The following is a 24,222-nucleotide window of genomic DNA, read 5'->3' on the forward strand; positions in this document are numbered from 1 at the left end:
CTTGGCACTACAGTCAAGGTATGCGTCACAAAACTGCTCCCAAGTGGAAACCGTTTCCGTTTTTCCATCTTTAGAAAATGATAACCCTTTGTATTCTTTAGAATCTTTAATCTGCTGTACTAACTTTAATTCGGAAACCGTTACCATTTTTCCTATAAAGTTAAATGCTTGGATTTGACCCAACTGGACAAGAACACTTTGCTGCTCTGCCAATTGATTCTGCTGATGAACTTTTAAATCAATTAAGTCCGTTACACTTAAGTCACTCATAATCTCACCTCAATAAACCGTAGTTATTGCGTTCAATCTGCAAACCATTAATTGCCATAGTGAATGAATGGGCAACGGTGTTGCTGATCTGCACAGGTTTTTTATGCAATCGCCAGCGGTTTTGATTAGTGGTTAGCCGCTCTGCCCATCCCGCATGTGCCAAATTTGCCAATATGCGCGTTACATCTGCTGGACTAGTGTCTAACTCCTGGGCCAGCAGCTTTGGCTCAACACCATTCAGCTCTTTACCCGCCATCAACTCAACCGCTGCCAGTACTCGCAGCACTTGGGGGGATAGATATCGTTCGTTACTCATTAGCCACACTCCACGGTTACAGGGCTAAACAGCCTCCGTACATAAGCATGTAGTTCATACCAATTTTCACGGGTCGCTGGGGCCGTTAGGTACAATGAGTTGTTTTCCATTTTTTCAGCATCCCATTGACCACTTTTGACAAGCCCCGCACTGTCTGGACAAACCCATACAGTTAGTTGATGGCCTTCTTTGAATACACAGGCACTGCGATGATTAGAGATTTTCATACCGCCTCCCTTTTAGGCTGTTGAATAGGTGCATGAAATGCCTCTACACAGCTAGGACAAACCACATCTATATCTGTGTACTCGGTCATCACATGACGCCAACCAACAGCTAATGCAGCATTACGCCACTCTAACGGTGTGATATTGCCTTGATTTGCTTGCTCCTTATGCTTGCAGCACTGGCATTGAATAAATACGCGTGTGTTCTTCACTTTTACATGTTCAAGTTCAATCGGTTGCGTCAAAATAGTCATGCGTTCTCTCCTTGTGGTTTTCCGTGTGCCAGTGCTTTTAGCTGCTCCATACTCATTAGCAGCACAGTTTTACCTGCATGCTTACCAATACAAATGCTTGTATTTTGCTCTGGTTGGCGTTTTTTAGGCGCAACTTGGTCTTTGATAGTCATACTATTTGCTCCTAAATCAGGGGTTGTTGTGGGTCGTCGAGCCGTTCAGCTTCGAGCTTGTGATAGGCAAGGTCCTGCATTAGCAGAACAATTTGGTCGGCTACGTGCTGGGCGTTACCGTTGCCTTCTTCTAGTTGCATCACCATGCCAATCACTTGGTTTGCAAACTGATTCAGGTGGTTAATGGTGGGCATGCTAGGTTTTTTACCTTTGGGCATATCAACAATAAGTTTGTCTAAACTATGCGCCATATATTGGAGTGGGTACTCTCTACCCGTTGCTGCCATGTATGGTATTAGCAGGCTTGCTGGCATATCGCCATTACCAAGATGTTTATAGAGCATATCGTTACTAACCCCCGTTCTATCAGCAATGCGTGGCACGCTCATATTGCGTGTTGCTTGTGCATGCTCTTTACAAAGTTGTAGAGACTCTTGAAGGCTACGAGCGACAACTCTATTCCATTGGCGGCGTTTTGTTTTAGTAGTCATAGCAACCTCCATTTTGCAAGCGAGGTGCAGTAAATAGTCCATTCCAAAAAGAAAGAATTTTTGGAACTTCCAAATAGAGGATCTTACTGGCTAGAATTTGATCATCACAAAAACGGGAGATCAAACCATGCAAACCGAATTTGCTACTTACCAATTTAATAACTTGCTTGAATGGCTGTGTATTGACGATAAACCTTGTGCCGCTGTGTACTGCGCGAGCGCTAAAGAACTGCGCCAACTTATTGTTGAACTTGGCAGCTATACGCATATTGAGCGCAGAGTGGTGGTTAATCGCTTGTACCAACAACAAAACACGGCTTTGTTGGCGCTGATAGCATTGTGCTATGTACGGGCTACTTATGTGCATTGTGTGGCTCCTGTAAGTTCGGTAACTCAGTTATTAGTAAAGTGGTTACTTAGCCCTTACGAGGCGGCCAGCAGTTGCTGAAGTTGTGCAATACCTTGCTTACGCTCTTCCCCTCTTAATACGCGGGGATTGGTATAGGCGGATTTGTCAGGAAACACCTCATTGATAGGTTTTTTGATAATTTTACTGATTGCTTCAGCAATGCGACGTGACTGGGAATGGCCACAAACTACACCTGAAACAGTCGCAAGGTTTACTCCTAAAGCTGCTGCAACCATTGATAGTGTGTAGCCTTCGTCTGCGATGGCGTCTTTAATTTCCGTTGGATTCATAGTACTCTACCTTTTTGAATAAAACCCTTTCTAAAGTGTTTTGGCGAACGGTTAGAAAAGGGTTTGGTTAATTACTAAGGCTAAGTATATTCTCACTTTTGAGAATATCAATATTAAATTCTCAAATATGATAAATAATTTGCAAGCTGAGCGGAAAAGATTAGGGCTAAGCCCGACGGAAGTTGCTGACAAAATATCGGTTGGATTAGCTACGTATTATCGGTGGGAGGCCGGAAAAGCAATCCCATCTGACAAACTCGCAGACTTAGCTAAGTTGGGGTTTGATGTTAATTTCATTGTGTTAGGTACACACTCTGCAAGCTCTAACAGCACTGTTGGATTGACACGAGAGCAATTAAGCCGCTCTTTAACCACATTTCTATTTAATACAGGTCAACTTGGCTTGCTTAATAAATCGGAATCTACAGATGTGAGTTCGTTGGTAGACATGGCTATATATACAATTGAGCAGGAAATTGGGGAAAACTTGGAATCGGATCGTACAGTTAAAACGACAAGTAAGGCTACTTCTTAGATCTGAAATCTACTACATTCTCTTGCTCAATCGAAATTGTGCTTACTTCTCTTGAGTAAGTAAAACGATTAACTTCCTGCTCCCAATTCATTAGAGCTTTATAGCGCTCATTATCATCTTCTATGGCGTTTATACGTATCCTACGTGCCATAAAGTTTTGCATAGGCAATACTTCAGCTGGTTCGTTGTTTTCTACCACAGAGAAAAGGCTAACGTCAGCTCCTCTAAGCGCTTTCGCTTTACGCATAACGTAAAAAATCCAACTACTAATCGCGATGCAGAATATAAGGCCTAACACTAAAAGGCTCCTTTCACTTTTATAAAATGTCCTTTTAACAATGGCAGAGCTAAACATGACGCTATAAGAATATTACCTAGATTCACCCCAACTCTATAAACCTCAGCCAAGTATCTAGTACCAAGCAAAACTGCATCTACATAATAGACAAGCTGTAAGATCGCTAAGCCCGCATATATGTATATAACGTTCATTGCTATGGGTTCTATCCTTGCCTTTAATCGCTGGTGAATGGCATAAATAAGCGAAATACATGCAGCATCAATAGCAGCCCATGAGCCAAACCAAAACAAAAAGTCGATTTCTTTTGAAAGTTTAAAAAGAATCGGTTCAAGCTTCAGGTTCAGCAGCTGAGATATTAGCCAAACTAAGGCAGCTATAAAGTATGAGCGACTACCGATCTTCAGATAAAGCATCACAAGTGGCGCTATCAGAGAAATAGACCAAATCCATGTATTTACCTCATATAACTTTGAAAGGTAGTCGTGATACATCTTGTTAGCCTAATTAGAGAGTTCAGTAGTTACGTATAAACCAACAGAAGTCACACCTTCATTCTTAACCGATGGCTTCCCACCTGTTGGATCATTACCACTCCCATTGCCACCTACAACCTTTGCTAAGTCAGCTGATGATAGTGATTTTTGTGTATTTTTTTGGTTCTTCATGGTTTTGCTCCTTTGAAATAGAGCACACAGCATAGCAGCAAAATTGAGAAATAATCTTTAACTTAGATTAAAAATGGGAACGGATGCCGTGGCTGTCCGTGCTACGTTACTACTGGTTACTCAATCCATTAACTCAACTATAACATTTGCCAAATGTTAGGCAAATAGTTTTGTGTTTATTTTCGGAATAATTTTACTCATTTGCGACAGAGTGCCCGAATTTAGGGTTATGACGAAGCCATTTAGCTGTGCTCAACACCTAGTTTTTAGGATAGTTTGATCAACTTTCATTTAACATTTAATCTGCAAGTTAAGTAGCTTTGACCATCATTTTGTTGATATTCATATCCAATTATATTGCCTGTAAGAATAAAAAAAGGTTACATTAGCTTCAATCTATAGAGGTTCTGCGAGCAAGGAAGTTCGGATAAATACTTTGCTCGCCTAATAATAAAATCAACAGGGTGCAAAATGTCTACCTCACAAAGCTTCAGTATTTTTTACCGCAGTAAAGAAACCGAGAACCACACAATTGATGCCGAAAGCTTGGGACAAAGCCTGATAAGCTTTGCAAAAGCGTTAAAGATGGCTGATATAGCCATAAACGGTCCAAACTCAGAACTTGAAATTGATGTAAAAGCTCATAAACCAGGCTCATTTGGCGTTGAGTTTGAAATCGTCCATTTGTTAGAAAATGCAAAGGACATACTGCAATATTTGGGAATAGTAACCACATCTGGAACCATTACTGGTGGTAGCTTAATTGCTTTACTCAAGAAAGTGAACGGGCGAAAGATAACCGGGACAGTTAGAAAACAGGGGGCCGACTCAATAATTCAACTGGATGATGGTTCTGAAATTAAGTGTGACGCAACTCTTGAAGAGTTAGCAACTAACCCTGAATTTAGGAAGCATTATGAAGACGTTTTTTATAACCCAGTAAAGAATGACCCAACAGCTACAGTTTGCATTGAAGACGCTGAGTCTAAAGTTGTAGAAAACTTGGAACTAAAAACATTAGAAAGTTTCAAAAAGATTGATGGTAGATCCGTTGAAACAAAGACAGAAGAATTTGTTAAGAACATTCGGTTTACTCAAGTTAACTTTGATAGCGGAGCCAAAGGTTGGCGTGCAGAACTGCCAAATCATGAGAATGATGTTGCAGTCAAATTAGCTGATGAAAGCTTCTTCTCTACAATTGATAAAAGTGAAACATCGCTCGTAAAGGGAAGTCTTTTTGAAGTAAAATTAGAGGTTAAAACCTTTTTCAAAGTAAATCAATCTCCAACGTATAGATACACTATACTGAAGGTGATTAGGCATAGAACTAGCAAAGAACAGAAATTAATATGACAAACGAAATCGTTATTTTAGTAGCAGAAATAGTTTTTTGGGGAGGATTGCTAATATCCTCCCCGATGCTTTTTCGTTTTAGTTATCAGGTGGTTCGATATCTACGTCTAAAATATGAGGTTCGCTCACACCTTTCCATTTTCGACAGTGAAGGCAATGAACTGGTCTTAGTACTTAAAAGTAAAGACAAAAAGAAAAACCGCACTAAGATTAATGAGCTGTTGAGGAAAAGTGTCGATGACGCCAAACAAAGCCACGTTTAGCGCAGGTGTTTTATCTACAGCGGCGATAGCTGGAGTAACAGTACTTGAAAAGTACAACAAAATAGAAGCGGTTTGGGCAGAGCTGAGTTTTATTGCAATTCCTCTCATCATGTCCTTAATTGTTTGGATTATTAACCGCATTCTTTACCGAATTGAGCCATATACTGATGAGCAGATAAAGCAGCGCGCCAAAAGAAAGAATACAATCAATGAGATAAAAGAAGAGCTCAAAGAATGTTCATGCGATGAAATGAGAGCAGTTTTAAATGCCCAGTTAAAGAAGCAGTATGAAAATATTAAATAAAATGGCTAATGATCTTTAGCCTGAAATTTATTAACCCAGTTTAAAATACACTCACCAACGCTATTGGCACTCTATCAGCACAGCCTGATGGAGATGCCAAATGACCTTACCCAATCTTAACTACTTTAAGCAACAGCCAGAGATCCGCGATGCTTTAGCACCGTTTTCTTTAAAGTTTGCCGACTCAATTATTCCCATTCTATACCTTGAGGGCGGCTTACGTGCAGATGGCGGTATCAACAATGTCGCGTCAGACCGAGGCGGACTAACTAAGTTTGGGATCAGTCAACGCGCCTATCCAAATCTCAATATTGCTGAACTCACATTAGCTCAAGCTGTTCGCTTGTATCACCGTGACTATTGGCGGCCAATGTATTGCGAGCACATGAATACAGGCTCTGCCCTTATGTTTTTAGACGGTGCTGTTCAACACGGTGTGCCTGGCATGACTCAGCTCGTACAACGTTATGTAGGCGCTAAGCCAGATGGCCGCTTTGGCTCTAAGACTCTCCAGGCTTGCCAAAGCAACCTACCCAACCAGCTCATTATTGGCTTGAGCCTGCGCCGCGCTCGTAAATACGCAAGGATCTGCGCCAACGACCCCACACAAAGACCGAACCTTGAAGGTTGGTATAACCGCTTAGAGCACATTACCGAGCTTGCCACCGTGGGAGTCAATCATGGGTAGAAATTGGCAATGGAGCTACACGCAAGGCCGTATAAAGCGAATAAAAGCAGAGATTGCCGCGAGGCAAAATGGTGAGCCATTTGATGCCAACCAAATTCCACTGCACAGCTACGACGGTACGATGCAAAGCAAATTTGCTAAGGGCTGGCGTTCAATTTCTGAAGTCGATATTCGCAGCAAGCTTTATAGGCACAACATCTATCCAAGCGCTTGCAACACACCAGAACACACTTTCAAATCGAAGGAAATCTAATGGATGCGGTAGACGATGCTCAGCGTTTAGCTGAACAAGATTTAGAGCGAGGATTAAAAACAAATCGAGCTCTTTTTGTAGGTGAAAATGTAGGCTTTTACCACTGCCTAGAATGTGGTACTGAAATACCTAAAGCTCGCCGCCAAGCCGTGCACCGATGCAAGTACTGCGTGGATTGTAAGGAACTTCAAGAGCAGCTTCAACAACACAGTAGGAAGCGCTAATGGATTTTGTATTGGAATGGTGGAAGCAAATGCTAGCCGCTGGCGTGTTAATCGTTGGTGCTGGTTCTATTGCATGGCTAAGGGCCACATTTGTAAGCCGAGTCAAACACGACGAGTTGGCGCAACGAGTGAACGCTGTTGAAAAGACTATTGAAGATTTACCTAGTGCTGAAGATCTACACGACTTAGATAAACGCCTAATTGAGGTCGGAGGAAAAATTGACGCACTCTCCCCCCAGCTTGGCGACCTAAAACGAGTTACCGACTTACTAATGGAAAATGAATTGCGAGGTTCAAAGAAATGCCAATAATTGAATTAATGGCTGAACACCAGCGGATCAGCATTTTGATCTCATTGAACGAATCCCCTGACTACGGCCTAAACAGTAGCATATTGGGAGACATTTTAGACCGCTACGCTATCGGCTGTAGCCGTGACCAATTGCATACCCAGCTAAATTGGTTAGAGCAAAACGGTTACGTATCAATTGACCGTTTAAGTAACAATACTTGGGTTGCCAGTATTACTCAGACTGGTGCTGATGTTGCTACAGGTCGTAGTGTTGTTCCTGGTATTAAGCGTCCTGGTCCTCGGAGTAAGTAGCCATGAGTGATGCTGTACGCAGAGGCAAACCCAGTAAGATTGATGCGTTGCCAGAAGACATCAAGAAGAAGCTAGACGAAATGCTACGCGATAGTGGCAATTCACAAGCTGATATTTTGGTTGCTGTAAATCAGCTAATTCTCGATGCGGGCATGGATGAGGAGGCGACTATCTCGCGCAGTGGCCTCAGTCGCCATGCCCAAAAGACTGAGGCTATTGGCAAGCGTTTACGAGAGCTACGCGAGACAACCAAGGCACTTACTGCGGAGCTGGGTGATAAACCTACGGGCGACACCACCAAAATGATCTTAGAGATGGGCCGCTCACAACTCTTTACCGCCATGCAAAAGCAAATGCTGAACCCTGCTGAAGATGATGACGTTGACATTGGCATGATTAAAGACGCTATGCTGGCCGCTCAACGTTTAGAAGCTACAGCTATGAAGGCTCACCAACGTGAAAAAGACATCCGCAAAGCATTCGCTGAAGAAGCGGCAAACGCCGTAGGCGATGAATTACGCGGTGAGGACGGCATGAGCGAAGAGCTAGAAGATAAGATCCGTGGCATATTGCTAGGTAAAGCGTAATGAGTGAAAAGCCTACATTAACGGCTACCAGCCGCCCCACCAAAATAGACCTAAAAGAGGAAATGCAACTCTACGGTGTTGACGTTCCTGATGCTGATGACTTTGAAATACCAGACAAAGCCCCCGTGTTTTTACCCTACCAACAACGTTGGTTTGAGGACGAGTCAGGGGTGTGCATTGCTGAAAAGTCACGACGTACTGGTTTAACGTGGGCGGAAGCTGGCCGCAATGTGTTAACCGCCAGCAAACCTAAAAAGCGCCACGGTAGCAACGTTTTTTATGTTGGCTCTAAACAAGAAATGGCACTGGAGTACATCGCCGCTTGTGCGTTGTTTGCCCGTGCATTTAACCAGTTGGCAAAAGCTGATGTATACGAGCAGACATTTTGGGACAGCGAAAAGAAAGAAGAGATCCTAACGTACATGATCCGCTTTCCTAACAGCGGATTTAAAATTCAAGCGTTATCAAGCCGCCCCTCAAACCTGCGTGGGCTACAAGGTGATGTGGTTATAGATGAAGCCGCGTTCCATGAATCTTTAGATGCACTGCTTCAGGCTGCAATGGCTTTGCGTATGTGGGGCAGCCGCGTGCGGATCATCTCTACTCATAACGGTGTAGATAACCTCTTTAATGAGTACATCAAAGATGCCCGGGAAGGTAAAAAACCCTATTCAGTTCATCGAATCACTTTAGATGATGCATTAAAGGATGGCCTATACAAACGTATATGCTTCGTTAAGGGTTGGGAGTGGTCGCCTGAAGCCGAAGCTGAGTGGCGACAGGCTAGGATTGATGAGTCGCCCAATAAAGAGAGTGCTGACGAAGAATATTTTTGTGTACCAAAGCGCAGTGGTGGTAACTACCTCAAGCGCATTGTGATTGAAGAGGCAATGGTAAGGGACAAATCGATCCCAATTCATCGTTTGACTTGTACAGATGAGTGGATGACATGGACGACTGAACAGCGCTACAAAGAAACAGAACAGTTTTGTAAAGACGTGATCCAGCCACTACTGGATAAGCTCAACCCTGAAGAACAACATGCCTTCGGTGAGGATTTTGCACGCTCGGGAGATTTAACATCATTAGTACCACTTCGCATACGTGCTGACTTACACAAGCGCGTACCTTTTGTAATTGAAATTAAAAACGCCCCTTACGAAGTGCAGCGCCAAGTGGTGTTTTTTATATTGCGCCAACTACCACGGCTACGCGGTGCTGCTTTTGATGCCACGGGCAACGGTGGCTATCTCGCCGAAGCAGCAGCCTTAGAGTTTGGTATTGAATTGGTTGAATGTGTACACCTTAACGATATCTGGTATGCCGAGTGGATGCCCAAGTTAAAAGGTGAACTAGATGATCACAATATCGAGATCCCACGTCATCAAAATGTGTTGGATGATATGTGCCACATCAAAGTGGTAAACGGTATTCCCAAGATTGATAAGGGCAAAACTAAAGATCATGACGGTAAAAAAACAGACAAGCGCCACGGTGACTTTGCGGTTGGGCTTTGTATGGCTAACCGAGCTTGCTGGATGGACGGTTGCCCCATTGAGTTCACCCCGCTACCAAGCAAGAGCGGCAGCAACGATTTTAACTACGAAGACCTAGGCAGCTTTCAGGGCGCGGGGTGCTGGTAATGCGCTGGCGTATCAAGTTCGAGTACATCTTTACCACTGTTGGCGGCTTTATAGATATTGAGGCTCCCACCTATGACGCCGCAGAGCGTTACACCCTTGACCTCGATGTATACGTGGTATCAATCAAACCTATTTTGCGAGTATAACTATGCTAGTAGACATTAATGGCGATCCGCTATCAGTTAATAAACTAGACAAAAATCAAACCGAAGAAAATGCCCAAGTGGGCATGTTGCTTAGGCAATATGCAGAACACCCAACGCAAGGACTAACCCCAGCAAAACTTGCAAGTTTGCTAAAAGAGGCGGAGGAAGGCAATTTGGCCGCTATGGCCGACTTGGCAAAGGACATTGAAGACAAAGACGGCCACATAAGCTGCGAACTGGGTAAACGCCGACGCGCTGTGCTTGGGTTTGATTGGAAGATAAAGCCCCCACGTAATGCCTCAACCGCTGAAAAGCGCGACGCAGAAATGATCGCCGAGGTCTTAGAGGACGCGACTTGGTTTACGGATTTTAAATTTGATTTAACCGACGCCATGCTAAAAGGCTTTTGTGCCAACGAGTTGCAATGGGACTACATCGAGAAGCAGCAGCTCATCACTGGTTACGCATACCGAGACCAAAACATATTTAAAACCCACCCCACAGACTTTAACCGCATTATGCTGAATGACAGCAGCGACGAAGGCGAAGCCCTCAACCCGTTTGGCTGGGCGCTGCATATTCATAAATCAAAATCGGGTTATGTCCATAGGGCTGGATTGCTCTCCGTACTTGCTTGGCCATTCCTATTTAAGAATTTTAGCGTACGAGACTTAGCGGAGTTTTTAGAGATTTATGGCTTACCTGTGCGAGTGGGCAAATACCCCAGTGGCGCAACGGATGCCGAAAAAGCCACGCTTCTGCGTGCAGTTATGGCAATTGGCCATAACGCGGGCGGTATCATACCGCGTGGAATGGAGATTGATTTTCAAAGTGCAGCTAACGGCCAAGCAGATCCGTTTGAAAGTATGATCCGGTGGTGTGAACTAACTCAGTCTAAAGCGGTGTTAGGTGGCACGCTGACAAGCCAAGCGGACGGTAAAACCAGCACAAATGCCCTTGGTAGTGTCCACCAAGAGGTAAAAGAGGACATCACGCTTAGCGACTTGCACCAGCTTGAGCAGACCATAAACCGCGATGTGATCTACCCTATGTACGCGCTAAATGGTAAATCGTACAACGGTAATCGCCGGTTGCCACGTTTTGAGTTTGATACCTCGACTAGTGATGAAATGCGCGATCTGGCGTATCCGCTGCGATCGCTAGTGAGCCTTGGAATGCAGATCCCTAAAACATGGGTGCATGAGCGTTTGAACATACCTGAGCCAAGCGAAGGCGAAGCTGTGTTGGAAGTGCCAAGCGAGCCGATGCCTGGCAATAACACCGCTTCACTCAATACAGCAGTGGCCGCACTCAATGCGGAATACCAAACACGCAGCACACAAACAGAGCTAGATACTGCCATTGATGCAATCACCAGTGGCGATATGCGCGCCGAGTACAAAGCAACACTGCAACCGCTGCTAGATAAACTTAACCAAAGTGAGGAACTGGCAGCTATTGAGCTTGCCGAGCTTTATCCCACAATCGACCAAGGCCAACTGACCGAAATGCTCACCAAGCTGATTTTTGTGAGTGAGATTTGGGGCATGATCAATGATTGATCTCAGTATTGCTTTTAATAAACCGCCTGCTGATGCGGTGGCGTACTTTAAATCTAAAGGCTACACCATCAGCGATGAATGGCATGATGTGCTGACTACGGCCCACGCCAAGGCGTTTACTGTAGCGCGGGTGCAAAGCATGGAAGTACTAGAGGCCATACGTAAAAAAGTAGACTCCGCTATTGCTGAGGGTTTAACTGCAAAACAATTTAGAGAGCAGCTAGCGCCTGAGCTTCAGCGATTGGGTTGGTGGGGGAAAACCAAGAATGAGCAAGGCGATGAAATCCAGTTGGGTAGCCCTTACCGCTTAAACAATATTTACCGCACCAATCTACAAACCGCCTATATGAGTGGCCGCTATCGCCGCATGCTGGCTCGCAGTAAAACGCATCCGTATTGGCAGTATGTTGCGATTGATGATGCACAAACTCGACCTGAACATAGGCTGCTGCATGGCAAGGTGTTTAGGTTTGACGACCCCATTTGGCAAACCATATTCCCACCCAATGGTTGGGGTTGCCGCTGTCGCGTTCGAGCGCTCACGGCAGAGCAAGTAAAAGCGCGTGGCTTAACCGTAGAAGACGGTAGCGGCTATGTACAACAATTTAATGCAGAGATTGTGAGCCGTGAGTCTGGCGAAGTTAAAACCACGGAGCACGCTAGGATTAAACTGCCTAGCGGTGATGTAATGACGCCAGATGTGGGCTGGGCCTATTCGCCTGGTCAAAGTGCCTTTGGCACTGACGTGGCCGTGGCACAGAAGCTAGGCAAAGTGGAAAGCACACAGCTACGCGCTGAGACCATTCAGGCGCTCAACAATAGTGATGAACGGGCCAAGGCTTTTGAGCTGTGGACGCGTAAAAGCATTGAACGCATAGAGCAGTATCAAGCCGCAAAGCTTGCTGGCGATAAGGCAGGCTTAAAAGCCAACGGCCCACGGCCACAACATAAAACGGTGGTGAGCTTTTTAAGTGATGACATAAACCAAAAGCTTTTAGATACCGGCATTGATGCGAGTAGAACGCTGGTATTGTCTGAGCGTGTGCTTGCTCATGCCCATAGTGAAAAACACAAAGCCAGTGGCCAAGCACTTGAGCTAAGCGAGTATATCAACCTAAGCAAATGGATTAACCAGAGCGGCGCGAGCGTATTGTGGGAACCGGAGCGAGGCGAAGTACTGTACGTAATAAACCAAGGTGAGCAAGCTATTAAGGTGATTGCTCGCTTTGACAGCAACAGCGACACACTAATCAATGTGTTTAAAGTCGACAGTAGTGACATTGAAGGTGGCATTAAAGGGGGAAGCTATGAGGTGTGGCGGTAGGATGAGACTCGAACTCATATCATATATGCGGCGCATATAACCGTTACCCATTGGAAACACTACCACCACAAACAATTATTACCCAACAACTCGGTGNCTCGCTTTGACAGCAACAGCGACACACTAATCAATGTGTTTAAAGTCGACAGTAGTGACATTGAAGGTGGCATTAAAGGGGGAAGCTATGAGGTGTGGCGGTAGGATGAGACTCGAACTCATATCATATATGCGGCGCATATAACCGTTACCCATTGGAAACACTACCACCACAAACAATTATTACCCAACAACTCGGTGATTACAATATGACCACTAGAATTGAAATACTCACAAGCGGTGATGCAACTAAGGCGCTTGAACAAATAGCACAGCGCTTTGATGACCTGAGCGACCCAATGAACGAGATAGCCGCCATTATGGAAGGCGCAACGGAAGACGCCTTTGCAGAAGAACGTAGCCCAGTAACAGGCATCGCATGGCCAGTACTCAGTGAGAACTACCTAAAACAAAACCCCAAACGTGTTGGCGGGCAAATGCTACAGGTAAGTGCTGGAGGACTAGCATCAAGCATTACCGCAGACAGCGGCGCGTTTTGGGCACAGATAGGCAGCAACAAGCCTTACGCTGCTATTCATAACTTTGGCGGTTTGCCAGAAATGGCACCAGGGCCTGCCGCGATAGACCAGCGGCAATATCTGGGAGTAAGCCCCGAAGAGGAAACCGATATTCTAGCCGTGTTGAGTCACTATTTTATCGAAAACTAAAAAACGCCTCAGAAGCCCTCTGAGGCGTTTTTACATGCTCAAGTGCTAGCATTTAGGTGTTGTGTGGTGCAATATGGCCGTTAAAGGCGTTTCGAAACGTTTCTGATACACAGGTAATACTATGTAGCTATCAACGAAGTAAGAAAGTAGTTATATTATAAAGACATTAAGGAAAAGGTAGGTGCAAAAGTTATGTCAGAACAATCGTCCTCAGTGTTTGCAAAAGTATTGGAAACCGAGTCAGGTAAATTTTTAACAAATAAACTTTTCGGTAAAATAAATGAGTTTGTGAAAGATCGTAATTTGGAAAATTATGTTATTAGCTTAAAGCAGCAAATTTTTATTGATAGTGGGGATTTTTCTCCTAGAGTGTTAGAGAAGATTTCTGAACGATATTTGTCTACACGAACTCTGTTGTCCAGAGATAGCGATTTATTTATTGGGGAGGTATATCAGCCTGCCCGATTTTCGCCAATTGCCAGCAAAGAGAAAGTTTATACCATTGACGAAGCGAATGAATACTTTAAATCTAAAATATCATGTATTGTGGGAAAAGCGGGACAAGGAAAGACAACACTACTGAAGAAGCTGCTACTAAATTCAATACAAAGCGGGGAGATAAAGTTTCCTCTTGTGATTTGTCTACGAGAACTTGAATGGAACGATAACATATCCGTAAAGTCGACTATACTGCACGAGTTGAAAAACCTAGGTATCAGCACCACCGTTGATGTTGTAGAACAACTGCTAGAAAATGGGTTCTTTAAGATTTTTTATGACGGATTTGATGAAGTTGAACTCAACTTTAGAAAAAATGCCACCTCACTAATATTAGATACATATAATGTTTATAATTCTTCCTGCATCGTCACAACAAGGCCAGGTACTGAAATAGAAATGATTGGTGGATGTATAAATAACTTCGAGTTATTAGACCTTACTCAAGAACAACTACATAAAATTATCCTAAACAACACGTTAAAAAATGATGTAGACAAGGAAAGACTACTAGAAGTGGTAAAGTCAAATACCGATATTGCAGAAACTCTTGTCACGCCCATTTTGGTAGATATTTTCATGAGTACATACAGTTACCTAGATGAAGAGCCTAGGAGTATTGTAGACTTTTACCAAAGCCTATTTATCACTTTATCATCCACACACGATAGATTCAAAGTGCACTTTTCTCGCCCCTCACATACAGGATTAAGCAACCAAGAGCTTAAAAAAGTTTTTGAGCATGTTTGTTTTATATTACTTAACAATCGTAACTCTTCTACATTTCAAGAGGAGGAGACAATTAATGCTTTTGCCAATACAGCAAAGATTTACGGGCTTGAAAAACCCCATGATATTCATCAGGATATCATGGATAAGACATCTCTTATTAAAAGAGATGGCCTTTATTTGTCTTTTATTCACAAGTCGATCATAGAGTTCCATGCTGCCAAATATATTCGCGGTTTAAGTGAAGAGTCCAGAACGAAGTTTTATGAGTTAGTACTTTCCAAACCCAAAGCTTCAAATGAAGGAATTCTTGTTTTTTTAAAAGAGTTAGATGATGATTTGTTTTATATTGTTTTTGCCAGAGGCATCCTCTCAAAAATTAGAGATACGCTCAATCACTCCTCAAAAACACCTCCAATTAGTAAACGTATTTTTGAAACTTTCAGTCTTGGTTTAGACGTTAAAGTAGAGTTAACTAGAGATAAAATAAGTTATGTTACCCCTATGCATCGGGCGGAGCTATCTTTATCTACAGCCATTTCGTATGCAATACAACTCCTCGACGTTTCTCCTCTTATTATAGAACACAACAAAGTACGCTATTATATTGAAAAATCCGTAAGAAGATTACCTTTAGAAGTAATAAGAGAAGAAGGCCAGCGTACCCCCCCTTCAAGGAGGCATTATGCCCAGCCCCGAAAAAACTATTTTACAGATAAAAGTCACGAAGCTTATGTACTGCAGAGTGATAAATATATCGACCTTGATGTCATCAATACAGATAAGTACATCACGGACAATAGCGCTACAAAATTTTTAAATAGTTTAGATGCACTTGGGCAACTAATAGTAGAAAAAGAGAAAATTCATGAGGAAAAAAATGCATTCTCGACTTTTTATTAATCCAGTTTAAAATACACTTCGAACCCAATTCCACATACTGGCACCAAGACAAACGTTTTAGTGCCAGAGTATGCCAAACACCACAACACAAAATATTGGCTTAGCCATATGTAATTTAGCTACTTTGCCTAATGAGCAAGGCGTCAGTGAACGCGTATTGATTATCCCTGATGGGGAGTTTCAAAGCGCCGACGGCCGACCCTTTGATGTGCCTAGCCGTAAGTGGCTCATGGATGCCACTGCATTTGACTCACTTTCGCTTGCTGCAACTACCCGCACCAAAGACTTTTTGTTTGATTACGACCACCAAACTTTGCACAAAGAAAAAAATGGTCAGCCCGCACCCGCGTCAGGCTGGTTTAAGTCTGACGCGCTGGAATATGTGCCTGGTGAAGGCGTTTACGCCAGAAGCGTTGAATGGACTAAAAATGCGTATGCCGCGTTAACCGCGAAAGAATACCGTTATGTCAGCCCTGTTTTTCTTTACGACAAGCAAACAGGTCGCCCCCTTGTACTACTCCATGTTGCTTTAACCAATGACCCTGCCTTAACAGGGCTTGATGAAGTGGCAGTTTTGAACTCCCAATACCTATTAAACAACACAGGAACCAACCCAATGAACGAAGCCCAGCAACTCCTCGCTGCGCTTGGCATTACCGTGGACGGTGATGTTACCAGCGAGCATATCGAAAAAGGCAAAGCGGCCATTACCGAGCTAAAAAGCAAGGCCGATGGCGCAGAAGGTAAAGACAAGCAAATTGCTGCCTTGAACACGCAAATTCAACAAGCCACGTCGAATACTACAGTGGACTTAACCAAGTTTGTGCCAGTTGATGTACACAATGCACTACGTGGCGAACTGGCCGCACTCAATAGCCAGCACCAAGGCGTGACTATTGAAACCGCTATTGATAAAGCCAAAGCTGAGGGCCGCGTGATTGCCGCCGAGATTGATTACCTCAAACAACTTGGTGAGCAAAGCGGACTTGCCGCCCTCAATGCGGTGTTAGATAGCCGACAACCTATTGCAGCGCTCAACGCTCAGCAGTCCAAACCAACCCCAACACCAACGCAGGACAAAACAGGCGTTGCCGCTTTGTCTGTCGAGGATAAATACGCGGCTGACCAACTGGGTATTAGCCACAAAGATTACGCAGCACTGAAAGAGGAAGACCAGTAATGGCGATTATTACACCCGCACTGATAACCAGCCTGCAAACGGGCTTTAAAAAAAATTTCCAAGATGGATTAGGTGAAGCCGAACCACAATTCACAGAAATTGCGACGGTGATCCAGTCCAAAACCAAAAGCAACACTTACGGGTGGCTTGGTAAGTTCCCTTCACTTAAAAAGTGGGTTGGAGAGCGTCAGCTTGAATCCATGAAAGCCCACGGCTACACGATTGTGAATGAAGATTTTGAAGGCTCAGTTAGTGTTGACCGTAACGACATTGAAGATGATGAGCTAGGCGTATATGCGCCACTTATGCAAGAACTGGGACGCTCAGCGGGCATTCACCCGGATGAAGTGTGCTGGCCGCTGCTTAGAGCAGGCTTTACCACGCTTTGCTATGACGGCCAAAACTATTTTGATACTGACCACCCTGTTTACGAAAAAGCAGATGGTACTGGCGCAGTTGAAAGCGTTGCCAACATGGCTGAAGACGGCACTTATACAGGGCCAATCTGGTATGTGATTGATGGCTCGAAAGTCATTAAGCCAATCATATTCCAAGAACGTAAGAAGCCCGTTTTTGTCAGTATGACCAAAATTGATGACGAAGCCGTGTTCACCAAAAAGCTATTCCGTTACGGCGTAGATTGTCGTGATGCCGCAGGCTTTAGTTTCTGGCAGTTGGCCTTTGCAAACAAACGCGCACTGAACGCCGACAACATGTGGGACGCAATTAAACGGATGCGTGCTTTCAAAGCTGACGGTGGCCGCAAGCTTGGTATTCGCCCAACTAAATTGGTTGTGCCACCTGAGCTTGAAGATGTCGCAACCAAACTGCTTGAGCGTGAAATCGAAAACAACACATCTAATGAACTCAAAGGCCGCTTGAAGCTCTGCGTAGCGGACTACTTAGACGCGTAATGCACCCGTAAGTTAATTGCTCTGGTGACTTACACACCAGAGCTTCTAGAGAGAACCTATGAAATGGAAAAGACTCAGATTGCTAGCGCCATTGGTTTGGCTTTTATCAAGATCCATAACTCACAACCCACGGGCTATAGGCGAGCGAGGATCACTTTGCAAAGTGGTGAAAACAACATCCCCGCAGAAAATATCTCTATTGAACAACTGGAGAATTTGGAAAAAGATCCACGCCTTGCGGTGTCGCGCATTGCTCAAGCGAGTGAAGATACAGCAACGACACCAAACGTGGAGCCAGGAAGTATTTGTACCAGTGTAGAGGGCGTTGAAATTGACCTTGCAGGTGTTGATCCAGATCTGCACCCATTCATTGGTGTAATGGCCATTGAGCAGTTCACTAAAAAGCCGTCGATCGAGCAGCTAACCATTTCAATCAGTGATGATGAAAATGGTGAGACAGTCACTGGTGAACTAAAGCCAACCGCTACTCAGCGTGATGCTGCATGGCAGATTTACCAATCTGCCCGAAAGAACGTGGAGCAATAAGCCATGACCTACGCTGCCGCTGAAGACATGCAAGCTCGCTTTAATCACCAGGATTTGGTGCTGCTTACTGAGCGTGAGGACAGCGCACCTGGTGAGGTGGATATGGCTGTGCTCACGCAAGCATTGGAAGATGCCACAGCTGAGATAAACGCCTACTTATCTGGCCGTTACACCTTACCGTTAAGTACAGTACCTACAGCGCTTGTGCGTGTGTGTTGTGATGTGGCGCGGTACTTTTTGAGTGGTGATAACGCGCCGGAGCACATACAAACCCGCTATACGGACGCGCTAAAGTTTTTACAAGCAGTGAATCAAGGCAAGGTGGCGCTGGGTATTGATAGCCAAGGTGACAAGGCAACCACCAACGATACCGCCGTGATGGAATCAGCAGGCAGCGTATTTGCTCGCAGTAAAGCTACGGGGTTCATCTGATGTTTGAAATTAAAGATGATTTTTTGGCAGCGGGCCAACTGTTAGAAACAGCCCTAAGTGCAGTGCCTGGCATACGCCACGTTAAGGCGCTCGATGACCTAGCAGAGATAGACAAAACCAATCATACCCCGAGCTTGTTTTATCTCTACTACGGTGAGCAATTAAAGGAGAGCGCGTACGCTGGAGCTAATACCCTGTTAACGCAAACTTGGCTTGTCATCTTAGCTGAGCGCAAAGCCAGCAAAACCGCAGGCAAAAACATTGCCGCTACCATTCGTGCCATTGCCGGAAAAATGACTGGCGATGCTGGCCCTTGGCAGCGCGTTAACACCCCAATCAAACCAAGATACACAAGCGGCCATGCGTTTTACCCGCTGGCCTTTACCTGTCAAATGAAGTTTAAAGGAGCACTTACATGAGTGGCTTACTAGTAGCGGGCAATTTCTTTATTGACCGATTAAACCCACAAGGCCAAAGCCTCGGTATTTTTGGCCCTATCAATATGACCAAGCTCAGTATCAAAACCGAAGCTGAGACCAAGACTCGTGCATCTCGTAAAAAAGAGTCTTATGGCCAAGCATTAGATGACGTCAAGATTGCCAAGCCTGCTGAAGTGTCATGCGAGTTTGATGACCAACCCTCTGAGTTATTGGCGATGGCGCTGATGGGTAAAGTGGTTGATCTAAACGAAGCCAGCGGTACGGTAACAGATGCAGCAAAAACCTTGCCCGCCAATCAGGGCTGGCTAGAGCTTGGCCATAAGAACCTAGCTGCTGAAGGTCTTACAGTTAAGCAGGCAACTACCACTCTCACGCTAGGRACTGATTTTGAGATCAACTATGCAYTGGGTTTGATCCGCTCWGTYAAAGGYGGCGMAGTMGATGCMGGTGGCAGCATTACCGTGAGCTATCAACACAATGCGCGAAGCGGTAAAACCATCCAAGGTGGCATTGAATCACAAGTTCGAGCGCGTATTTTTGGTGAGGGAACCAACCTTGCCAACGGTAAAGCCATTGAGCTTGAAGTATACGACGTATCACTGATGCCAGATAAAGAAATCGACTTTGCAGCCAGTGAGTTTGTGAGCGGTGGCCTAGCGGGTACTGCCAAGCTGCCAGCAGGTAAAGCAACCCCATTCACCTATACCGAATTAGACGCATAGCTCCCGTTGGGGCTTCGGCCCCTTTTTACTATTTCAAACCTCTTTTCAAACTGAGTAAATGGCATGGCAGATAAAACACTCCAGCTCGCATTACGAATAGTGGCCGAAGCCACTGGCAAACAAAACCTTGAACAGTTAGTTGCTGAGCTGCGCCGTATTGAGCAAAGCGCAGATGATGCTGCACCTGCCACAGACCAACTCAGCCAGAATTTAGATGAGACGGCTCAAGCCGCAAAGCACACAAGCCAAGGCTCTAATGAACTTGCCGATGACTTAGCGTCGTCAACTACCGCTAGCACTAAACTGGGTGAATCGCTCAGAGACGTCGCAAATAACGCGAAAACCACGGCGAGCAATACACAAGCACTGAGCGGCGACTTAAACCAGGTTGGCACTGCCACAACGAACGCGAGCCAAAAAGCAGGCGTGCTTGCGGATGTAATAGATGAGCTAGGCAATCAACAAGAACTTATCCGTGCCTTTGAGCGCTCTAAGCGAGAGCTTGAAGAACAAGAAATTGCCACGGCTGCCGCCGCGCACGCACTCGACCAATTACAAAAACAAGCACAAGACACCAGTAAGCCATTTGTTGAACTTGCCCGAGGCATTGACCTTGCAGAGCGCGACTTACAGCAAATGCGGGCTGAGCTGACGCAACAAACCACAAAACACAATGCACTGCAACAAGAGCTAAAACGAACAGGTCTCGATACCAATAACCTAAGCATTGCCAAACGCAACTTGGCTGGACGCTTTAATCAAGCTGGTAAAGCCGTTGATGGATTTACGCAAGACCTAAAACATGGCTCTGCTACCCAACAAGCGCATGCAGAAAGCCTGGGTAACGTCGCTAGTCAAATCGCAGCGGTTGCTGCTGCCTATGTTGGGTTAGACCAGGTTGGCCAAGCCGTGCGCTCCGTGTTTGAAACGGGCGATAAGTTTGAAAAGCTCCAGGTGCAAATGAATGGCCTCATGGGCAGCATAGCTCAAGGCGAGGAAGCAAGCGCTTGGATAACTGAGTTTACTAAAAATACACCGCTTCAGCTCGGTGAAGTATCACAAGCATTTGTGAAATTGAAGGCGTTCGGGTTAGACCCAATGGACGGCACGCTGCAATCTATTACAGACAGCGCTTTAAAGCTCGGTGGTAGTTATCAGGAAGTTGAAGGGATAAGCCTCGCACTTGGCCAAGCCTGGGCTAAACAGAAACTGCAAGGTGAAGAGATTTTGCAGCTAGTTGAACGTGGTATTCCTGTATGGGATATGCTGCAAACGGTCACAGGTAAGAACGTCCAAGAACTGCAGAAGCTATCAAGCGCAGGCCAGCTAGGCCGTGACGTAATAAAACAACTGATTGATGAAATGGGTAGAACCAGCACAGGCAGTGCGGCTGCACAAATGGCATTATTTAGCGGCCAGGTCTCTAACGCAAAAGACAACTTGGAGCAGTTCTATAATCTCATTGCTAAGTCTGGTGCAATGGATTGGCTCAAGGGCCAAATTGGTGATTTAAACAAAGAGTTCGCAGCAATGGCAGCAGATGGCCGATTGCAAGAATGGGCGCAGTCAATCAGCGACACCATTGTGGCAACCGGCACAGCTATCAAAGACACCATCACTACGCTGTATGAATACCGTGAAGAAATAGGATTTGTAGCCAAAGCGTGGCTTGCGCTTAAAATCGGCTCTTATTTTAGTAGTGTTGTGGCAGGTGCAGTGAGTGCCACCCGGGCATTTGTTACCTATAGAGCCGCCGTAACCGCAGCGACAACAGCCACCAATGCTGCGACCGTTGCTGCAAACCGCTGGCGCAATGTGGCTGGTGTGATTGCCCGAGGCGGTGTGTATTTAGCGCTCACCAATGAGGTTATTAACTTAGTTGGTGAATACGGGAAGTTAAAACTAGCAGAAGCGGATGTCGCGGAAAGTCAGCGCAATGCTGAGTTACAAGCTGCCAAGTTAAAAGGCGAGTTTGAAGTTATCAGTGCAACCACTGGCATACTGGTAACAAACCTAAAAGAGCTAGAGGCTGCCGTGGCTGCTGGCACGTTGGTGATGAACGAAACCACCGGAGCATACGAAAACGCAGCACGTAAAGCGGAAGCGCTCGCCGAGGCCACACGCATTGCCGCTGAAGAAGAGCGTAAACGCCAAGAATTGCTCAGGCTCACCATACCTGAAGCACTGCGTGTGATCGAAACACTAGAGCAACAGGCGCAAAACCTAAATGGTGTGCGCGCTGGTGTTGATGGTTTTATCCAATCTATTGAGTCTGCACGAACTGCACTCGCAGGTGCTGGGGCTGAGTATAACCAGCAGTTAGTGTTACTCGACTCATTAAAAGCTAAGTTTGAAAGCCACAACGAATCATTAGCGCGCCAAGCATATCTCGCAGGTGATGTAAAAAAAGCCTATAAAGAGCTGGGCATAACCAGCGCCGATGCGCTCACTCAAACGGCTACTAAATTACAAGGAGCGTTTGAACTACTCCAACAAAGCAACGAACCAGTTGCGATGCAACAACAAGCATTTTTGAAGTGGGCCAAAGCAGCCGTTGAAGCTGCCAACGCCACAGACCAAACTGTGCCTGCGTCCGTGCAAGCCGCAGCGGCCGCACTAGGTTTAACCGCAGAGCTGGATAAACTGGTTAATGCTGCGAATAAACTCAAGCCTGCCACAGACGAAAATAGTACCGCAACAGCAAAGTTTGCCAGTGTGTTAGCCAGCACCCGCGCTGCAATGGAAAACAATAAAAAAATCCTAGACAGCTCTACAGCCTCGGCGGAGCAAAAAGCCAAAGCACAGGCGGCACTAAACCGGCAGACTGGATTGGTGGTCGAACAGGAAACCGATCTGGCTCGTGTGCGAGAGCTAGAAACCAAGAATTTACAAGGGCTAAATGTTGAGCAGCGCAAGCTCGAACAAGAGCTTGAGCAAGTTAATCAACAATACAAGATAGGTGCATTAACCGCTGAAGACTACCAGCACAAAAAGGAGCGGATAAGTAACATCTTATCTGTGGTGAATGACCTGCTCGGCGATTTTAAAGATGCACAGGACAATGCAACGGATGCAACCAAGCGAGGAACCCGCGCAACTGAAGATGCAACAAAGGCCAATGAGCGCTCCTTAAAAAGCCTGCGCGAGCAAAAAGAAGAGTTAGAGCGTGTAAGCCAAAGCGCCAACCGTGCTGCAACGAGCATGAGTAACTACCAAAACCGCAACCGCCCAACGGTTGAGCAGATAGTGGACTATCAGGAAAAGTACGAAACTGGGCGCGGTGCAGCTTATCGATTTGAAAGTGCTGAAGTCATCGCCGAGCGCGCCCGTCGCGAGCGCGAGAAAATGCAGCAGCAACAGTACGCGCAGTTTGAGCGTGCAATTAACGCATCCACATCAACGTCAGAGCTATCCAAAATTTATGACCGGATATTTAAACAGCTCGTTTATATCGATGGCGAACAAAAACGCGCGCTTCGAGATTTAATCGATAGGCAACGCGAGTCCTTAAAGGCGGTGGCAAGTGCCAAGCGTAATCCCACACGCTCAAACACAATCACACCGCGTGAAAACACTGAGTATTACAGCCCAAGCCCCGTTCCGACTAGGCCAACCAATAGCTCACCGCTGAGCGATGCAGTCAATGGCAAACTCGATAAATTGCTAACCCTACTGACAGGCCAACAATCAGGTAAGCGCATTGTGCTGGAACTCAAATTACCCAGTGGTAACACCGCTGAGCTGTACACTACTATCCGTGATCAACTTTTAGAAGAGCTTGAACAATTGAGTAACGCACAATGATAGTAATTAACGCGATAGAACTACCACACGCCGTGTGGACAGATGAGCACGACTATCAAGCCGTTGCTGAGCAAACAGAGCTTGCATTAAACGGAGCCTCACATATTGAAAAAACGCTGTTACCTGGTCGGCCTATCACAATTGAGAGTGTGCTGGAGACTGCGAGTGCCTACATTGCACTATTTGACCACAGCCGAACCACGCTAACCGCGTTTGATATATCGATACGAGGCACGGTATACACCGTGGTTTGGGATCACAGTCAAAAGCCCTGTACAGGCAGTGCCGTTAGTTATTACTCGGATGCTCAGCCTGACTATTTTGAAAACATAACCTTACGACTAAAAACGGTGTAACCATGCTAAGAAGTCACTTAAAGATATTCAAACCCCAGCGGCTCGGCAGCGCACCCAATGCAGGTGGCCACCG

At 45.4% G+C, this 24,222-nt stretch carries 34 protein-coding genes and 1 pseudogene; 25 read left to right on the forward strand and 10 right to left on the reverse strand.

The genetic code is table 11. The features are described 5' to 3' along the window. The 6 genes and pseudogenes from DS891_RS23520 to DS891_RS23545 form a co-directional block, all read right to left on the reverse strand. Positions 1-270, reverse strand: a pseudogene (locus DS891_RS23520) (hypothetical protein); the annotation flags it as partial. Between the two features lie 4 nt (positions 271-274). After that, entirely contained in the window at positions 275-586 is a 312-nt protein-coding gene (locus tag DS891_RS23525; RefSeq protein ID WP_174171077.1) for a MarR family transcriptional regulator, read from the reverse strand. Beyond that, the gene (locus DS891_RS23530) at positions 586-813 is read right to left on the reverse strand and encodes a hypothetical protein (RefSeq protein ID WP_099644181.1); all 228 of its coding nucleotides are present in this window, start codon (positions 811-813) and stop codon (positions 586-588) included. Before DS891_RS23530 ends, DS891_RS23525 begins: the two co-directional genes overlap by 1 nt. Beyond that, a complete protein-coding gene (locus tag DS891_RS23535) occupies positions 810-1,067 on the reverse strand; it encodes a hypothetical protein (protein WP_174171078.1) in 258 nt (85 codons plus the stop codon). The genes DS891_RS23530 and DS891_RS23535 overlap by 4 nt, the downstream gene beginning before the upstream one ends. Further along, on the reverse strand, positions 1,064-1,219 hold the full coding sequence (locus DS891_RS23540) for a hypothetical protein (protein ID WP_157757237.1): 156 nt from the start codon (positions 1,217-1,219) through the stop codon (positions 1,064-1,066). Before DS891_RS23540 ends, DS891_RS23535 begins: the two co-directional genes overlap by 4 nt. 11 nt (positions 1,220-1,230) lie before the next feature. After that, positions 1,231-1,710: a hypothetical protein gene (locus DS891_RS23545; protein ID WP_174171079.1), complete on the reverse strand. Its 480-nt coding sequence runs from the start codon at positions 1,708-1,710 to the stop codon at positions 1,231-1,233. Positions 1,711-1,837: 127 nt separating this feature from the next. On the opposite strand from DS891_RS23545, the gene DS891_RS23550 reads away from it, so the two are divergent. Beyond that, the gene (locus tag DS891_RS23550; protein ID WP_174171080.1) at positions 1,838-2,158 is read left to right on the forward strand and encodes a hypothetical protein; all 321 of its coding nucleotides are present in this window, start codon (positions 1,838-1,840) and stop codon (positions 2,156-2,158) included. Here DS891_RS23550 and DS891_RS23555 read toward each other — a convergent pair. Next, entirely contained in the window at positions 2,134-2,409 is a 276-nt protein-coding gene (locus DS891_RS23555; RefSeq protein WP_010604421.1) for a hypothetical protein, read from the reverse strand. The genes DS891_RS23550 and DS891_RS23555 overlap by 25 nt on opposite strands. A 127-nt stretch (positions 2,410-2,536) precedes the next feature. Between DS891_RS23555 and DS891_RS23560 the strand changes: the two genes are divergently transcribed. Next, complete coding sequence (locus tag DS891_RS23560; RefSeq protein ID WP_010604420.1) at positions 2,537-2,944, forward strand: helix-turn-helix transcriptional regulator; 408 nt, start codon at positions 2,537-2,539, stop codon at positions 2,942-2,944. Here DS891_RS23560 and DS891_RS23565 read toward each other — a convergent pair. Genes DS891_RS23565 through DS891_RS23575 form a run of 3 tightly spaced genes read right to left on the reverse strand, consistent with a single transcriptional unit; the run spans position 2,934 to position 3,910 of the window. Next, entirely contained in the window at positions 2,934-3,242 is a 309-nt protein-coding gene (locus tag DS891_RS23565; protein ID WP_010604419.1) for a hypothetical protein, read from the reverse strand. The two genes, DS891_RS23560 and DS891_RS23565, sit on opposite strands and share 11 nt — an antisense overlap. Beyond that, positions 3,242-3,736, reverse strand: coding sequence for a hypothetical protein (locus DS891_RS23570; RefSeq protein WP_174171081.1), 495 nt, complete (start codon positions 3,734-3,736; stop codon positions 3,242-3,244). Before DS891_RS23570 ends, DS891_RS23565 begins: the two co-directional genes overlap by 1 nt. 9 nt (positions 3,737-3,745) lie before the next feature. Further along, entirely contained in the window at positions 3,746-3,910 is a 165-nt protein-coding gene (locus DS891_RS23575) for a hypothetical protein (RefSeq protein WP_157782781.1), read from the reverse strand. A gap of 471 nt (positions 3,911-4,381) precedes the next feature. Here DS891_RS23575 and DS891_RS23580 point away from each other — a divergent pair, with 471 nt between their 5' ends. The 23 genes from DS891_RS23580 (at position 4,382) to DS891_RS23690 (ending at position 24,149) form a co-directional block, all read left to right on the forward strand. Continuing rightward, a complete protein-coding gene (locus DS891_RS23580) occupies positions 4,382-5,263 on the forward strand; it encodes a hypothetical protein (RefSeq protein ID WP_174171082.1) in 882 nt (293 codons plus the stop codon). Further along, on the forward strand, positions 5,260-5,526 hold the full coding sequence (locus DS891_RS23585; RefSeq protein ID WP_174171083.1) for a hypothetical protein: 267 nt from the start codon (positions 5,260-5,262) through the stop codon (positions 5,524-5,526). Before DS891_RS23580 ends, DS891_RS23585 begins: the two co-directional genes overlap by 4 nt. Continuing rightward, positions 5,501-5,830, forward strand: a complete 330-nt coding sequence (locus DS891_RS23590) for a hypothetical protein (RefSeq protein WP_174171084.1) — start codon at positions 5,501-5,503, stop codon at positions 5,828-5,830. Before DS891_RS23585 ends, DS891_RS23590 begins: the two co-directional genes overlap by 26 nt. Positions 5,831-5,930: 100 nt before the next feature. Beyond that, a complete protein-coding gene (locus tag DS891_RS23595; RefSeq protein ID WP_174171085.1) occupies positions 5,931-6,518 on the forward strand; it encodes a glycosyl hydrolase 108 family protein in 588 nt (195 codons plus the stop codon). Next, positions 6,511-6,771 (forward strand): hypothetical protein, encoded by a 261-nt coding sequence (locus DS891_RS23600; RefSeq protein ID WP_174171086.1) that lies wholly within the window; start codon positions 6,511-6,513, stop codon positions 6,769-6,771. Before DS891_RS23595 ends, DS891_RS23600 begins: the two co-directional genes overlap by 8 nt. Next, positions 6,771-6,995 carry a TraR/DksA C4-type zinc finger protein gene (locus DS891_RS23605; protein WP_174171087.1) on the forward strand — a complete coding sequence of 75 codons (225 nt, stop codon included), beginning with the start codon at positions 6,771-6,773 and terminating at the stop codon, positions 6,993-6,995. The genes DS891_RS23600 and DS891_RS23605 overlap by 1 nt, the downstream gene beginning before the upstream one ends. After that, positions 6,995-7,306: a DUF2730 family protein gene (locus tag DS891_RS23610; RefSeq protein ID WP_138581846.1), complete on the forward strand. Its 312-nt coding sequence runs from the start codon at positions 6,995-6,997 to the stop codon at positions 7,304-7,306. Before DS891_RS23605 ends, DS891_RS23610 begins: the two co-directional genes overlap by 1 nt. Next, positions 7,297-7,599 carry a hypothetical protein gene (locus DS891_RS23615; RefSeq protein ID WP_138581847.1) on the forward strand — a complete coding sequence of 101 codons (303 nt, stop codon included), beginning with the start codon at positions 7,297-7,299 and terminating at the stop codon, positions 7,597-7,599. The genes DS891_RS23610 and DS891_RS23615 overlap by 10 nt, the downstream gene beginning before the upstream one ends. 2 nt (positions 7,600-7,601) lie before the next feature. Then, positions 7,602-8,186: a DUF3486 family protein gene (locus DS891_RS23620; protein WP_174171088.1), complete on the forward strand. Its 585-nt coding sequence runs from the start codon at positions 7,602-7,604 to the stop codon at positions 8,184-8,186. Continuing rightward, the gene (locus tag DS891_RS23625; RefSeq protein WP_174171089.1) at positions 8,186-9,829 is read left to right on the forward strand and encodes a terminase family protein; all 1,644 of its coding nucleotides are present in this window, start codon (positions 8,186-8,188) and stop codon (positions 9,827-9,829) included. The genes DS891_RS23620 and DS891_RS23625 overlap by 1 nt, the downstream gene beginning before the upstream one ends. Continuing rightward, positions 9,829-9,975, forward strand: coding sequence for a hypothetical protein (locus tag DS891_RS23630; protein WP_174171090.1), 147 nt, complete (start codon positions 9,829-9,831; stop codon positions 9,973-9,975). Before DS891_RS23625 ends, DS891_RS23630 begins: the two co-directional genes overlap by 1 nt. 2 nt (positions 9,976-9,977) lie before the next feature. Then, entirely contained in the window at positions 9,978-11,537 is a 1,560-nt protein-coding gene (locus DS891_RS23635; protein WP_174171091.1) for a DUF935 domain-containing protein, read from the forward strand. Beyond that, positions 11,530-12,861: a phage minor head protein gene (locus DS891_RS23640; protein ID WP_174171092.1), complete on the forward strand. Its 1,332-nt coding sequence runs from the start codon at positions 11,530-11,532 to the stop codon at positions 12,859-12,861. Before DS891_RS23635 ends, DS891_RS23640 begins: the two co-directional genes overlap by 8 nt. Positions 12,862-13,166: 305 nt before the next feature. Next, a complete protein-coding gene (locus tag DS891_RS23645; protein ID WP_174171093.1) occupies positions 13,167-13,625 on the forward strand; it encodes a phage virion morphogenesis protein in 459 nt (152 codons plus the stop codon). Between the two features lie 192 nt (positions 13,626-13,817). Then, entirely contained in the window at positions 13,818-15,755 is a 1,938-nt protein-coding gene (locus DS891_RS23650; protein WP_174171094.1) for an NACHT domain-containing NTPase, read from the forward strand. Between the two features lie 70 nt (positions 15,756-15,825). Further along, positions 15,826-16,935, forward strand: coding sequence for a phage protease (locus DS891_RS23655; protein ID WP_174171095.1), 1,110 nt, complete (start codon positions 15,826-15,828; stop codon positions 16,933-16,935). Continuing rightward, positions 16,935-17,849: a Mu-like prophage major head subunit gpT family protein gene (locus DS891_RS23660; protein ID WP_174171096.1), complete on the forward strand. Its 915-nt coding sequence runs from the start codon at positions 16,935-16,937 to the stop codon at positions 17,847-17,849. The genes DS891_RS23655 and DS891_RS23660 overlap by 1 nt, the downstream gene beginning before the upstream one ends. A gap of 63 nt (positions 17,850-17,912) precedes the next feature. Further along, positions 17,913-18,395, forward strand: coding sequence for an HI1506-related protein (locus DS891_RS23665; protein WP_174171097.1), 483 nt, complete (start codon positions 17,913-17,915; stop codon positions 18,393-18,395). Positions 18,396-18,398: 3 nt separating this feature from the next. Continuing rightward, positions 18,399-18,827, forward strand: coding sequence for a gp436 family protein (locus DS891_RS23670; RefSeq protein ID WP_174171098.1), 429 nt, complete (start codon positions 18,399-18,401; stop codon positions 18,825-18,827). Further along, the gene (locus DS891_RS23675; protein ID WP_088531249.1) at positions 18,827-19,246 is read left to right on the forward strand and encodes a hypothetical protein; all 420 of its coding nucleotides are present in this window, start codon (positions 18,827-18,829) and stop codon (positions 19,244-19,246) included. The genes DS891_RS23670 and DS891_RS23675 overlap by 1 nt, the downstream gene beginning before the upstream one ends. Next, positions 19,243-19,989 carry a hypothetical protein gene (locus tag DS891_RS23680; protein ID WP_174171099.1) on the forward strand — a complete coding sequence of 249 codons (747 nt, stop codon included), beginning with the start codon at positions 19,243-19,245 and terminating at the stop codon, positions 19,987-19,989. Before DS891_RS23675 ends, DS891_RS23680 begins: the two co-directional genes overlap by 4 nt. Positions 19,990-20,052: 63 nt before the next feature. Continuing rightward, positions 20,053-23,793 carry a tape measure protein gene (locus DS891_RS23685; RefSeq protein ID WP_174171100.1) on the forward strand — a complete coding sequence of 1,247 codons (3,741 nt, stop codon included), beginning with the start codon at positions 20,053-20,055 and terminating at the stop codon, positions 23,791-23,793. After that, the gene (locus DS891_RS23690) at positions 23,790-24,149 is read left to right on the forward strand and encodes a hypothetical protein (RefSeq protein ID WP_138582075.1); all 360 of its coding nucleotides are present in this window, start codon (positions 23,790-23,792) and stop codon (positions 24,147-24,149) included. The genes DS891_RS23685 and DS891_RS23690 overlap by 4 nt, the downstream gene beginning before the upstream one ends. The last annotated feature ends 73 nt before the right edge of the window (positions 24,150-24,222 follow it).

Source organism: Pseudoalteromonas sp. JC28 (assembly GCF_013319255.1).
Lineage (GTDB): Bacteria > Pseudomonadota > Gammaproteobacteria > Enterobacterales > Alteromonadaceae > Pseudoalteromonas.

What these genes read in the sequence shown, in the direction of transcription:
- DS891_RS23525 (WP_174171077.1), bottom strand. Translation starts at nt 586, where the DNA reads ATGAGTAACGAACGATATCTATCCCCCCAAGTGCTGCGAGTACTGGCA.
- DS891_RS23530 (WP_099644181.1), bottom strand. Translation starts at nt 813, where the DNA reads ATGAAAATCTCTAATCATCGCAGTGCCTGTGTATTCAAAGAAGGCCAT.
- DS891_RS23535 (WP_174171078.1), bottom strand. Translation starts at nt 1,067, where the DNA reads ATGACTATTTTGACGCAACCGATTGAACTTGAACATGTAAAAGTGAAG.
- DS891_RS23540 (WP_157757237.1), bottom strand. Translation starts at nt 1,219, where the DNA reads ATGACTATCAAAGACCAAGTTGCGCCTAAAAAACGCCAACCAGAGCAA.
- DS891_RS23545 (WP_174171079.1), bottom strand. Translation starts at nt 1,710, where the DNA reads ATGACTACTAAAACAAAACGCCGCCAATGGAATAGAGTTGTCGCTCGT.
- DS891_RS23550 (WP_174171080.1), top strand. Translation starts at nt 1,838, where the DNA reads ATGCAAACCGAATTTGCTACTTACCAATTTAATAACTTGCTTGAATGG.
- DS891_RS23555 (WP_010604421.1), bottom strand. Translation starts at nt 2,409, where the DNA reads ATGAATCCAACGGAAATTAAAGACGCCATCGCAGACGAAGGCTACACA.
- DS891_RS23560 (WP_010604420.1), top strand. Translation starts at nt 2,537, where the DNA reads ATGATAAATAATTTGCAAGCTGAGCGGAAAAGATTAGGGCTAAGCCCG.
- DS891_RS23570 (WP_174171081.1), bottom strand. Translation starts at nt 3,736, where the DNA reads ATGTATCACGACTACCTTTCAAAGTTATATGAGGTAAATACATGGATT.
- DS891_RS23575 (WP_157782781.1), bottom strand. Translation starts at nt 3,910, where the DNA reads ATGAAGAACCAAAAAAATACACAAAAATCACTATCATCAGCTGACTTA.
- DS891_RS23580 (WP_174171082.1), top strand. Translation starts at nt 4,382, where the DNA reads ATGTCTACCTCACAAAGCTTCAGTATTTTTTACCGCAGTAAAGAAACC.
- DS891_RS23585 (WP_174171083.1), top strand. Translation starts at nt 5,260, where the DNA reads ATGACAAACGAAATCGTTATTTTAGTAGCAGAAATAGTTTTTTGGGGA.
- DS891_RS23590 (WP_174171084.1), top strand. Translation starts at nt 5,501, where the DNA reads ATGACGCCAAACAAAGCCACGTTTAGCGCAGGTGTTTTATCTACAGCG.
- DS891_RS23595 (WP_174171085.1), top strand. Translation starts at nt 5,931, where the DNA reads ATGACCTTACCCAATCTTAACTACTTTAAGCAACAGCCAGAGATCCGC.
- DS891_RS23600 (WP_174171086.1), top strand. Translation starts at nt 6,511, where the DNA reads ATGGGTAGAAATTGGCAATGGAGCTACACGCAAGGCCGTATAAAGCGA.
- DS891_RS23605 (WP_174171087.1), top strand. Translation starts at nt 6,771, where the DNA reads ATGGATGCGGTAGACGATGCTCAGCGTTTAGCTGAACAAGATTTAGAG.
- DS891_RS23610 (WP_138581846.1), top strand. Translation starts at nt 6,995, where the DNA reads ATGGATTTTGTATTGGAATGGTGGAAGCAAATGCTAGCCGCTGGCGTG.
- DS891_RS23615 (WP_138581847.1), top strand. Translation starts at nt 7,297, where the DNA reads ATGCCAATAATTGAATTAATGGCTGAACACCAGCGGATCAGCATTTTG.
- DS891_RS23620 (WP_174171088.1), top strand. Translation starts at nt 7,602, where the DNA reads ATGAGTGATGCTGTACGCAGAGGCAAACCCAGTAAGATTGATGCGTTG.
- DS891_RS23625 (WP_174171089.1), top strand. Translation starts at nt 8,186, where the DNA reads ATGAGTGAAAAGCCTACATTAACGGCTACCAGCCGCCCCACCAAAATA.
- DS891_RS23630 (WP_174171090.1), top strand. Translation starts at nt 9,829, where the DNA reads ATGCGCTGGCGTATCAAGTTCGAGTACATCTTTACCACTGTTGGCGGC.
- DS891_RS23635 (WP_174171091.1), top strand. Translation starts at nt 9,978, where the DNA reads ATGCTAGTAGACATTAATGGCGATCCGCTATCAGTTAATAAACTAGAC.
- DS891_RS23640 (WP_174171092.1), top strand. Translation starts at nt 11,530, where the DNA reads ATGATTGATCTCAGTATTGCTTTTAATAAACCGCCTGCTGATGCGGTG.
- DS891_RS23645 (WP_174171093.1), top strand. Translation starts at nt 13,167, where the DNA reads ATGACCACTAGAATTGAAATACTCACAAGCGGTGATGCAACTAAGGCG.
- DS891_RS23650 (WP_174171094.1), top strand. Translation starts at nt 13,818, where the DNA reads ATGTCAGAACAATCGTCCTCAGTGTTTGCAAAAGTATTGGAAACCGAG.
- DS891_RS23655 (WP_174171095.1), top strand. Translation starts at nt 15,826, where the DNA reads ATGCCAAACACCACAACACAAAATATTGGCTTAGCCATATGTAATTTA.
- DS891_RS23660 (WP_174171096.1), top strand. Translation starts at nt 16,935, where the DNA reads ATGGCGATTATTACACCCGCACTGATAACCAGCCTGCAAACGGGCTTT.
- DS891_RS23665 (WP_174171097.1), top strand. Translation starts at nt 17,913, where the DNA reads ATGGAAAAGACTCAGATTGCTAGCGCCATTGGTTTGGCTTTTATCAAG.
- DS891_RS23670 (WP_174171098.1), top strand. Translation starts at nt 18,399, where the DNA reads ATGACCTACGCTGCCGCTGAAGACATGCAAGCTCGCTTTAATCACCAG.
- DS891_RS23675 (WP_088531249.1), top strand. Translation starts at nt 18,827, where the DNA reads ATGTTTGAAATTAAAGATGATTTTTTGGCAGCGGGCCAACTGTTAGAA.
- DS891_RS23685 (WP_174171100.1), top strand. Translation starts at nt 20,053, where the DNA reads ATGGCAGATAAAACACTCCAGCTCGCATTACGAATAGTGGCCGAAGCC.
- DS891_RS23690 (WP_138582075.1), top strand. Translation starts at nt 23,790, where the DNA reads ATGATAGTAATTAACGCGATAGAACTACCACACGCCGTGTGGACAGAT.